Source organism: Cyanobium sp. Alchichica 3B3-8F6 (assembly GCF_024346435.1).
In the GTDB taxonomy this organism is placed as follows: Bacteria; Cyanobacteriota; Cyanobacteriia; order PCC-6307; family Cyanobiaceae; genus Cyanobium_A.
This window is the reverse complement of record NZ_JAGQCZ010000010.1, coordinates 86044-95808: the sequence shown is the minus strand read 5'-3', so window position 1 is coordinate 95808 and position 9765 is coordinate 86044. Positions and strand designations below refer to the sequence as shown.

Below are 9765 nucleotides of genomic sequence, written 5' to 3'. Positions count from 1 at the left end.
TTGGTAGGCGCGCCTGATTTTCCGCCTCCTCTCAAGGGGCGCCTGGATGTAGAGCTGTCGGAACTGGTCGGTTGTAACCGAGTTCACTACAACTGGTCGATGGGCTGAACCCGGCCCGCCTGGAGATCCTGAATGGCTTCATTGGCCATCCGCTCCAGCAGATTCTGCGAGTCGGCAAAGAGTGTGCTCCAGCGCTCTTCCGATTCCATTTCCTCTAGGAGGATCGCCGCCAGAGCATCCTGTTCCTCTTCAGGAAGCTGGGCAGCAGTTGCAACCGCGGCCGACAAGGCTTGCGTCATCGCTCCCGCTCCAGGTCAGAGGGCTTGATCCATTCTGTCAGGCCTAGCTAGCGGTCACCGGAGAGTGGCGGCCCCTGCTCAGAGCGACTGCTCTAGGGCAGCCAGAACTGAATCGGCATCCAGCCCAGGGTCGCTGCCTCGTCGGTGAGCACAGGCCCCACCAGCACCGGCTGGGGAAGCTCCTCCATGAACAGCTCGGTGGCCTCCCGCAGGTTGGCCAGGGCCTCTTCCACGGTGTCGCCCTGGCTCACGGTTCCCACCTCCGGGCACTCGGCCACGACTACCTCCTCCTCCTCGCGGTGAAGGATCGCCGTGAGTCGTTGGGCTGTTGCAGTGCTCATCGGCGTTGAGCGACGTGCTTCCAGTCTGGGGCTTTTGCTGAGCGCCAGCCAGCAGCACTGACCACGAGGGGATTGGATCGCCACCGGCCCGGCACACACCCACCTCATTCCCTCGTCCAGTCCTCACGCCGTGTCAAGGATCGGGCCATGCGCCCCTACTGGGCGTCCTTGCCACGGCACTGCGGCCGGCCGTTGGGGGTGGGGTTCTCCGCCGTCCCCCAGATGGCTTCTCCTCTTTCCCCCTCCCGCCGCAAGCAGCAAGCCAAGGCCCTCAGCCGCTCGGCCCTCAAGGCCCGCAATGCCCTTGTGCTGGAGCACCTGCCCCTGGCTGATGCCATCGCTGCCAAGGTGGCCTGGCGCTTCTTCCCGCTCGTTGATCGGGAAGATCTGATCCAGGTGGCCCGGGAGGCCCTGCTTTTCTCATCTCCTAGCTGCCGCGCCGGCGAGCCTGCAGCTCCCTATCTCCGCCGCTGCATCAGCGGGGCCCTGCAGCATCACCTGCGTGATCGAGTCCGCCTGGTGCGGGTGCCCAGGCAGGTTCACGAGGCAGGTCATTGCCCTCTGGGCCACAGCAGCCTCGATGCTCAGGCCGATGGCGAGCCCTGCCTGCTCGATCAGCTGGCCGCCCCAGAGCCCGAGGCACCTGATGGCAATGGCGCCGATGGGCTGGCGCTGGAGCAGCTGGTCGAGCAGCTCCCCGCCGCCCAGGCCGCAGCGCTGCGGCTCACGATCCTTGAAGGCCTGAGCCTCCGAGATGCAGGTCAGAAGCTCGGCATCAGCGCCATGTCAGTGCAAAGGGCCCAGAAAAAGGCCCTTGGGGCCCTGCGTATGCAGCTCCAGGCCTGAGGGGCCTTTGGCCACCCCTGGTGGCCGGAAGGTTCTGGGAACAGGCTCCGCGTTTCCACCCACTCGCTCCCGCTCGGGGATTCCAGCTCTGCGCTGAACAGCCCGGACTTCGGGCCTTGCTCCACCCGTTCACGCCTGCTCAGGGATTCCGCTGCAACCCAAACAGCCCCTGACCTTGATCCCCTGAGTTCTCCACCAGTGGCTTGCTCCGGGCTTCCTCAGTGTGAGGCATTCCTGCGTCATGCCTCGGCTTCGGGAAGTCCCTTCGCTGCGCCAGATGGCGCAGAAAATCATGGCTTCTCTTTCAGCTACCGCTTCACCGTTCTGCCGTCCTGAGGAAGATCCGTTCCTGCTGCTCGAATCCACGCTCCGTTCCATCGAGGTGGTGCTGATGCTGCGGCGCGATCTGCCGCTGCGCCGCACCTGGATCGAGCAGCCCTATGGAGAAGAGGAAATCACCCTCTTAGAAGAAGAGGTGCTGCCCGCCATCCGCCAGTGCCTGGCGCGGGTGGATGAGCTCGATGAGCGGCTGCTGGCCAAGCAGGAGTTGCTGCGGCGCTGTACGCTGGAAGCTGAGCGCAGGCCATTGCTGGTCTGATCGGCACATGCGGCCGGTAGCAGCGGCTGCCGGCTGCTTTGCACGATCCAGCCATCGAGCTGACCGGTGGTCATCAGCCGCCTAGCTCCGCCTCAAGGGACCAGCCAACGGTCGCTGGCCATCCCTCCCCAGAACGCTGACAGGGACTTGAGCTTGCCTTGGCTGTCAGCCAGCGGAGGTTGACAATGATGTTGACAATGCAGCCTTATTAGGTTGACAATTAGGCATCTATCGAGCGGTGCCTTGCCAGCGATTCGAGGTCGTGGAGAGGAGGTGCGCACGTTCATCGTCGCCAATGTGACCAAGCACCCCACGGACATCGTCCGCCGTGCGGCGGAGAAGTTCGACTGTTCCCGTCAGGCCATCCATCGCCACATTCAACGCCTGTTGGAAGTAGGGGCGCTGATCGAATCCGGCAAGACCCGCAGCCGCACCTATGCGCTGGCCCAGCTCAGCTCATGGCGGCAGCACTATGAAGTGGCCTCCAGTGGCGATGAGGGTGATATCTGGATGCGGGACGTCCGCCCGCAACTCGAGCCCTTGGCCACCAACGTGATGGGCATCTGGCAGTACGGCTTTACGGAGATGTTCAACAACGCGCTGGATCATGCCCAGGCCAGGAGCATCGCGGTGGCCGTCACCAAGACAGCAGCCACTTCGGAGGTGAGCATCCGTGATGACGGTGTTGGCATCTTCCACAAGATCCAAGCAGCCCTTGGCCTTCTGGATGAACGCCATGCCGTGTTGGAGCTGGCCAAGGGTAAATTCACCACTGATCCACAGCGCCATTCCGGAGAAGGCATCTTCTTCAGCTCGCGCATGTTCGATTGTTTTTCGACCACATCGGGCTCTGTGAGCTTCAGTCATCAGGCCAAAGCCCCTGAAGACTGGATTCTCGAAACCGACGCTAGCGGTGGCACCGCCGTCAGGATGGAACTCGGCAATCACACGTCTCGTTCCGTCAACAAGGTCTTCAAACAGTTCACCACTGGTGATGACTTTGGTTTCACGAAGACCGTTGTGCCCGTTCGCCTGGCCCAATACGGCGACGACAATCTTGTGTCGAGGTCGCAGGCCAAGCGCCTGATCGCCCGATTTGAAAAATTTAGAACTGTGGTGCTCGACTTCAAAGGTGTCGCCTTGATCGGCCAGGCTTTTGCCGATGAAGTGTTACGTGTCTTCCCCCTCGCCCATCCAGAAGTCGAGCTTGTACCCCTCAATGCCAACAAGGAAGTAAGCCAGATGATTGCTCATGTTTTAGAGACCTCCAGGTGAAGAGCATGGTCATTCGTTACGAGGTGCTGGTTGCGGCCCAAGTTCTTGTCATCAACGCATCAGTGGCTTGATGCGGTTGCTGCTGAGCTGATCAGGACTTCACGACCGGTGACAGCCGCCGCTCGCGTGGATCAAGCCAGCCAACCAGCGGTTCTCTTTGCCACCCGTTGCCGCAGCGTCTGCGTCAGCTCCTGAATGGCGGAGCACTCCAGCAAGGCGCTGGGCACCAGCAGATCGAGCTGCTCCAGCTGAGTGATCCACTCGATGGAACTGGTGCTGGCGCAACTCATCAGCGGCGCCAGCAGGCTGATCTCCACCAGCAGCGCCGGACCATCGCGCTGTGGCAAGGCTTCACCGGTGAGGGTGCACCAGTGCTCCAGCAGGGAAGAAAACATCGACGCCTTCTGGATCGCCTGGCTCTGCAACAGCGCATAGGCCTGGGATGCCGCCAGCGAGACCTCGGTGGCGATGCGCGGTGCACCCTGGGCGCTTGAGGGGATCAAAGCGTCGCGGCGCATCCCTTGGTCGAGCGATTCCAGCCAGGCGCAGGCGAGCAGAAGCAGGCAAAGCCTGTCAGCCCAAAAGCCTGTGACAGGAAGGCTTTTGGGCTAAAAAATCAGGCTCTGACTGAAACGCCCCCTGTGTGATTCGAACACACGACCGGCTGCTTAGAAGGCAGCTGCTCTATCCAGCTGAGCTAAGGGAGCTTCGATCTCATGATCGCGCACCTGCCCCAACGTCATATCCGCCCACCCCCTGAGCGCCGCCGTTGGCTGCCTTTGGGGGAGTTGGGGCAATCCGCCTAAAGTGGCGAGCTGCGCATTGCTCGACCCATGGCTGCCCCCCGGCTCTCCGCCAGCCAGAAAATCGAGATCGTGGCGCGCTATCGCGCCGGTGAGGGGAGCACGGAGCTGGCGGAGGCCTACGGCTGTAGTGCCAACACCGTGAGCCGCGCGGTGAAGGCCGCGCTCGAGCCGGCCGAATATGAGCAGCTCAAGCAGCTGCGCACCCCCCGCGCCGCCAAGGCCGTGCCGCAGCCCGCCAAGCCAGATCCCCTTCCTCAAGTCAGCGCGCCAGATCTCCCAGATAGCCCGCCAAAGGGGGCCGACGACGACGAGGCTGCGGTGTTGGCGATCGACGATGCCGATGATTTCGGCGATGACGCCAGCGACGCAGCCGAAGCGGACGCCCACCTCGACTTCGACGATGACGACACGAGCGATCCGAGTGAGTCGTTCATGGCTGTGCCGTTGCTGCTGGGAAACCACCACGGCGAGCCAGCCCAGTGCCAGCCCCTGGCGGAGGCGCCGCTGCCCGCCAGCGTCTACATGCTGGTGGACAAAACCGTGGAGCTCCAGGCCAAGCCGCTCAAGGAGTTCCCGGAGTTGGGGCAGCTGCCCGATGGGGAAGAAGACCGGCAGGCCCTGTTGGTGTTTGCCAATCCGCGCCAGGCCAAGCGCCACTGCGGCCGCACCCAGCGGGTGATCAAGGTGCCCGACACCCGCGTGCTGGAGCGCACCGCCCCCTACCTGATCGCCCAGGGCATCAGCCGTGTGGTGATCGAGGGAAGCCTCTATTCCCTGCCGGGCAGCTGATCGCTGCGGGGAGCCAGTAGCGCCGCGCTGCAGCCGCCGCTGAGCACACCGATCACCAGGGCGATGCCCACCAGGAAGCCGGCGGGCAATGGAGCGCTGCGGCCAAACCCCAGGTTGAGGCTGGGGCGCTGATCGAGGTTTTGGGCGCCGAGGCAGAGAATCGCCAGCAGCAGGCTGCCGCCCAGCAGGCTGGCCAGAAGCAGACGCAGGCGCACGGCCATCAGGGGATCCGGGATCGGCCGATCCGGAGCTGGAACTGCGCAGAAGTCTGACGGGTCAGGGTTGCGGCGTCAGCTGTTGGGGCCTGGCGGCGTCTGATGCAACAGAGCGTAGAGCTCGCGTTTGCTGTGGCCGGTGCGTTCGGCCAGCAGCTTGGCGGCGGCATTGCTGCTGTGGCCCGCCTGTTGCAGGGCCTCAAGCTCGGCCGTGAGGCTGGCGGCGTCCCAACTGGGCGGCGCTGGCGGCTCGGCGCCGCCCAGCACCAGGGTGCATTCCCCCTGGGGTGGCGTGCGCCGGAAATGCTCGCGGGCCGCCACCACCGTGGGGCCCACCTGCTCCTCGTGCTTCTTGGTGAGTTCGCGGGCGACGCGCAGGGGCCGATCGCCCAGCACCGCCAGCAGATCGTTGAGCAGATCCAGCAGCCGGTGCGGTGCTTCAAACAGCACCAGGGTGCGCTGCTCGCCGGCGAGCTCCTGCAGCCGCTGGCGCCGCTGGTTGGCCTTGGGCGGCAGGAAGCCCTCAAAGCAGAAGCGCCCGCTGGGTAGGCCGCTGCTCACCAGGGCCGTGGTCACGGCGCTGGGGCCAGGAACGCAGATCACCCCATGGCCGGCGTTGCGGGCGGCCGCCACCAGCGCCTCGCCGGGATCGGAGATGCCCGGCAGACCGGCATCACTGATCACGGCCAGCGCCTCGCCTGCGGCCAGGGCGGCGAGCAGCTCGGGGATGCGGGCGGTTTGGTTGTGGGCATGGAAGCTCACCAGCCTGGGCCCCTGGTCCTTCTGGCGTAGCCCCAGCTGGTGCAGCAGTAAACCGCTGCGGCGCGTGTCCTCACAGGCGATGCGGCTCACGCCGGCCAGCACCTGCCGGGCGCGGGGCGACAGGTCGCCCAGGTTGCCGATTGGGGTGCCCACCAGGTAGAGCACGCCGGGGGCCGGTTCGGTGGCTTGCACGGCTCGGGGCTCGCTCCTGCACAATGCTGATCCCTGCCCCACCATGATGCCGGCTGCCCTGCCCTTGCCCTCGGGCATCACCTTGGAGGTGCTGCTGGGTGAGCTGCGGCGGCTGAGCTGGGGGGCCGCCGACATCCTGCTGGCCTATGGCCGCGGCGAGCAGCCCCCCTACGGTTTTCCCCGGGCCCTGAGCGTGGACGAGGGGGGCGAGGGCCCGGTGAGCGCGGCGGATCTGGCGGTGAACCGCTGGCTGCTGGATGGCCTGGCGGCGGCTTTCCCCGCCGCCGACTGGACCGTGCTCAGCGAGGAGACCGCCAAGGAGCAACTCACCGACGGCCAGCCCTTGGCAACCGAGTGGCTGTGGATCCTCGATCCCCTCGATGGCACCAAAGACTTCCTGCAGGGCACCGGCGAATACGCCGTGCATCTGGCGCTGGTGCACCGCGGCGAACCGGTGCTGGGGGTGGTGCTGCTGCCGGTGATGGAGGAGTTGTGGCTGGGCGTGATGCCCGCCCTCACTGGGGCCAGCGGTGAGGCTTGGTGTGAAAACCGCGCTGGTGTGCGCTCGCCCGTGCGGTTCAGCGGCCGCCACGCCCTGGGCGAGCTGGTGCTGGTGGCCAGCCGCAACCACCGCGACGCGCGCCTCGAGCAGCTCCTAGAGGCCTTAGCCCTAGGCGACACCAAGGCAATCGGCAGCGTGGGCGGCAAGGTGGCCACGATCCTGCGCGGCGAGACCGACCTTTACATCTCCCTGTCTGGCAAGAGTGCCCCGAAGGACTGGGACATGGCGGCCCCGGAAGCGGTGCTGCGCGCCGCCGGTGGGGCCTTCAGCCATGCCGATGGACGGCCGTTGGCCTACAACAGCGGCGACGTGCGTCAGGCAGGTTGCCTGATCGCCAGCCACGGGACCGCCCATGGCGCGTTGTGCGCAAGGGCGGCCGCGACGATGGCCACGATTGATCCGGGCTTTGTCGTCTGAGTTGGCCTCGGGGCCTCAGGCCGGCACCGGCGCTTCGGATTCGGATTGGGGCACACCGCGCAGGGTGAGGTTGATGCGGCCGCGGTTGTCGATTTCGCGCACGCGCACGGTCACCTGATCGCCCACGTTGACCACGTCTTCCACCTTCTCTACCCGGGCTTCGGAAAGCTGGGAGATGTGGATCATCCCTTCCTTGCCGGGCAGGATTTCCACGAAGGCACCGATCGGGATCACCCGGGTGACGCCACCGGTGAACACCTCGCCTTCGCTGATGCGACGGGTGAGGCCTTCGATGATGCGCTGGGCCTCTTCGGCCGCGGCGCCGTCGTGGCTGGCGATCGTGACGATGCCGCCATCTTCGATGTCGATCTTGGTGTTGGTGCGCTCGGTGATGCCCTTGATCGTGCGGCCGCCGGGGCCGATCACGGTGCCAATCAGCTCCGGATCAATCCGGAAGCTGAGCAGGCGCGGGGCGTGGGGCGACATGGTGTCGCGGGGCTTGTCGATCGCCTCGAGCATCTTCTCGAGGATGTGCAGGCGGGCAGGGCGGGCCTGGTTGACGGCTTCGGCCACGGTTTTCACGTCGAGGCCCGTGATCTTCATATCCATCTGCAGGGCAGTGATGCCCTTCTCGGTGCCAGCCACCTTGAAGTCCATGTCGCCGAGGAAGTCCTCGATGCCCTGGATGTCGGTGAGGATGCGCACCTCTTTGCCCTCCTTGATCAGGCCCATGGCGGCGCCGCTCACCGGAGCCTTGAGGGGCACGCCCGCATCCATCAGCGCCAGGGTGCTGCCGCACACCGAGCCCATCGAGGTGGAGCCGTTGGAGCTGAGGCACTCCGACACCACGCGCAGCACGTAGGGGAAGGACTCCTTGCTGGGCAGCACCGGCACGATCGCCCGCTCAGCCAGGGCGCCGTGGCCGATTTCGCGGCGGCCGGGGGAGCGCATCGGCTTGGTTTCGCCGGTGGAGTAGGGCGGGAAGTTGTAGTGGTGCAGGTAGTGCTTCTCGGTGGACGGGTTGAGGTCGTCCATCTCCTGGGCGTCGCTCGGGGTGCCGAGGGTGGCGCAGGAGAGCACCTGGGTGAGGCCGCGCTGGAACAGGGCTGAGCCGTGCACGCGCTTGGGCAGCACGCCGGCGGCGGCGCTGATCGTGCGCACCTCGTCGAGGTTGCGGCCGTCGACGCGCTTGCCGTCCTTCAGGATCTGCTCGCGCATCAGCTTCTTGGTGAGGCTCTTGTAGCTGTTGCCCAGGGCCTTGCCGCTGGCCGCCGAGCGGATCGGGTCGTCCTCGGCGAGGGCGGCGATCTTCTCGCTCACCTCAGCCTTGATCGCGTCGAGTTTCTCGTCGCGCTCGGGCTTGGTTTGGGAGAACTGCTTGAGCACCTCACCGATGCCTTTGGCGCATTCCTTCTCGAGGAAGCTGGGCAGGGTGGCGTCGACCACCTGGGCCTCGGGGATCACCTGCTCGATGCCCAGCTCCTTCAGCAGGTTTTGCTGGGCCTTGATCAACTCGCACACCGCTTCGTAGCCGAAGTCGATTGCTTCGATCACGTCCTGCTCGGGCAGCTGGTTCGCTCCGGCTTCCACCATGATCACGCCCTCGGGCGTGCCGGCCACCACCAGGTCCAGCTCGCTGCGCTCGATCTCGCGGAAGCTGGGGTTAAGCACGAAGTCGTCGCCCAGCAGACCCACCCGCACCGCAGCCATGGGGCCGTGGAAGGGGATCTTGGCCAGCAGGGTGGCCATCGAGGCGCCGGTCACGGCGAGCACATCGGGCGGTACCCGCTCATCGAGGGAGAGGCAGGTGGCCACGATCTGGATGTCGTCGCGCATCCAGCTGGGGAACAGCGGCCGCATCGGCCGATCGATCAGCCGGCAGGTGAGGATCGCCCGCTCGGGGGGACGAGCCTCACGGCGGAAGAAGCTGCCGGGGATGCGACCGGCTGCATACAACCGCTCTTCGTAGTCGCAGATCAGGGGCAGAAAATCGATGCCTTCGCGGCCGCCTGAGCGGGTGGCGGTAACCAAAACGGAGGTATCACCACATTCGACCATCACCGAGCCCCCGGCCTGGGGGGCAAACCGACCGGTGGTCAGCCGGATCTCCCGACCATCGAAGGAGATCGACTGAGTTTGTCCTTGCACTTGGGCTTATGTCCTGTTGTTGTCAAGAGCCATTCTCGCATTCGGCCTCTAGCTGCTGCGGATTCCTTTGCTTTTTCTCGCGTTTGGGCCGTTGGCGGCAGCACAAAAAAAGGCGCCCTTAGGCGCCTTGGGGGATTGGATGGGGGAGAGGCAATTCGGATTTCGATGCCGATGCCTGCCCGCTCCGGATCACCAGGAGGACTTGACCACGCCGGGCAGCTCACCCTTGTGAGCGCGCTCACGCAGCTGGTTGCGGCACAGGCCGAAATCGCGGTACACACCACGGGGCTTGCCGGTGGCCCAGCAGCGGTTGCGCACGCGGGTGGGGGCGCTGTTGCGGGGCAGCGCCTGGATTTTGCGGTGGATTTCCAGCCGCTCCATCGGATCGGCAGCGGCGTCGAAGGCGGCCTTGAGGGCAGCACGCTTGGCAGCAAACTGCTGCACTATTTTCTTGCGCTTCACATCGCGCGCAATCATCGACTTCTTCGCCATGCGGCCTGGGCTGCGATCGGGTA

General features: G+C 65.4%; 12 protein-coding genes and 1 tRNA gene. 5 read left to right on the top strand and 8 right to left on the bottom strand.

The genetic code is table 11. From position 1 onward, the window contains the following. Window positions 1-86 precede the first annotated feature (86 nt). Window positions 87-299, bottom strand: coding sequence for a hypothetical protein (locus KBY65_RS09815; RefSeq protein WP_094560550.1), 213 nt, complete (start codon window positions 297-299; stop codon window positions 87-89). A 92-nt stretch (window positions 300-391) separates the two neighbouring features. Beyond that, window positions 392-640, bottom strand: a complete 249-nt coding sequence (locus KBY65_RS09810) for a type II toxin-antitoxin system HicB family antitoxin (protein ID WP_255001464.1) — start codon at window positions 638-640, stop codon at window positions 392-394. 147 nt (window positions 641-787) lie between these two features. Here KBY65_RS09810 and KBY65_RS09805 point away from each other — a divergent pair, with 147 nt between their 5' ends. The 3 genes from KBY65_RS09805 (at window position 788) to KBY65_RS09795 (ending at window position 3359) form a co-directional block, all read left to right on the top strand. Continuing rightward, window positions 788-1486, top strand: coding sequence for a sigma-70 family RNA polymerase sigma factor (locus tag KBY65_RS09805; protein ID WP_255001461.1), 699 nt, complete (start codon window positions 788-790; stop codon window positions 1484-1486). A gap of 292 nt (window positions 1487-1778) precedes the next feature. Beyond that, window positions 1779-2084: a hypothetical protein gene (locus KBY65_RS09800; RefSeq protein WP_094560684.1), complete on the top strand. Its 306-nt coding sequence runs from the start codon at window positions 1779-1781 to the stop codon at window positions 2082-2084. 273 nt (window positions 2085-2357) lie between these two features. Next, window positions 2358-3359 (top strand): STAS-like domain-containing protein, encoded by a 1002-nt coding sequence (locus KBY65_RS09795; protein ID WP_255001460.1) that lies wholly within the window; start codon window positions 2358-2360, stop codon window positions 3357-3359. A 131-nt stretch (window positions 3360-3490) separates the two neighbouring features. On the opposite strand, the gene KBY65_RS09790 is transcribed toward KBY65_RS09795, so the two are convergent. Together KBY65_RS09790 and KBY65_RS09785 are read right to left on the bottom strand one after the other, a co-directional pair. Then, window positions 3491-3877 (bottom strand): hypothetical protein, encoded by a 387-nt coding sequence (locus tag KBY65_RS09790; RefSeq protein ID WP_094560544.1) that lies wholly within the window; start codon window positions 3875-3877, stop codon window positions 3491-3493. Window positions 3878-3992: 115 nt separating this feature from the next. Beyond that, window positions 3993-4066, bottom strand: a tRNA-Arg gene (locus KBY65_RS09785). 126 nt (window positions 4067-4192) lie between these two features. Between KBY65_RS09785 and KBY65_RS09780 the strand changes: the two genes are divergently transcribed. After that, window positions 4193-4954, top strand: coding sequence for a hypothetical protein (locus tag KBY65_RS09780; protein ID WP_255001459.1), 762 nt, complete (start codon window positions 4193-4195; stop codon window positions 4952-4954). On the opposite strand, the gene KBY65_RS09775 is transcribed toward KBY65_RS09780, so the two are convergent. Together KBY65_RS09775 and rsmI are read right to left on the bottom strand one after the other, a co-directional pair. Further along, window positions 4933-5175: a hypothetical protein gene (locus tag KBY65_RS09775; RefSeq protein WP_094560540.1), complete on the bottom strand. Its 243-nt coding sequence runs from the start codon at window positions 5173-5175 to the stop codon at window positions 4933-4935. The two genes, KBY65_RS09780 and KBY65_RS09775, sit on opposite strands and share 22 nt — an antisense overlap. A gap of 69 nt (window positions 5176-5244) precedes the next feature. Then, the gene (rsmI, locus tag KBY65_RS09770; RefSeq protein WP_094560682.1) at window positions 5245-6168 is read right to left on the bottom strand and encodes a 16S rRNA (cytidine(1402)-2'-O)-methyltransferase; all 924 of its coding nucleotides are present in this window, start codon (window positions 6166-6168) and stop codon (window positions 5245-5247) included. Between rsmI and KBY65_RS09765 the strand changes: the two genes are divergently transcribed. Further along, the gene (locus tag KBY65_RS09765) at window positions 6167-7102 is read left to right on the top strand and encodes a 3'(2'),5'-bisphosphate nucleotidase CysQ (RefSeq protein ID WP_094560538.1); all 936 of its coding nucleotides are present in this window, start codon (window positions 6167-6169) and stop codon (window positions 7100-7102) included. The genes rsmI and KBY65_RS09765 overlap by 2 nt on opposite strands. A gap of 15 nt (window positions 7103-7117) precedes the next feature. Here KBY65_RS09765 and KBY65_RS09760 read toward each other — a convergent pair whose 3' ends face one another. Continuing rightward, entirely contained in the window at window positions 7118-9250 is a 2133-nt protein-coding gene (locus KBY65_RS09760) for a polyribonucleotide nucleotidyltransferase (RefSeq protein WP_094560536.1), read from the bottom strand. Window positions 9251-9439: 189 nt separating this feature from the next. Then, complete coding sequence (gene rpsN / locus KBY65_RS09755; RefSeq protein WP_094560534.1) at window positions 9440-9742, bottom strand: 30S ribosomal protein S14; 303 nt, start codon at window positions 9740-9742, stop codon at window positions 9440-9442. Window positions 9743-9765: the final 23 nt, after the last annotated feature.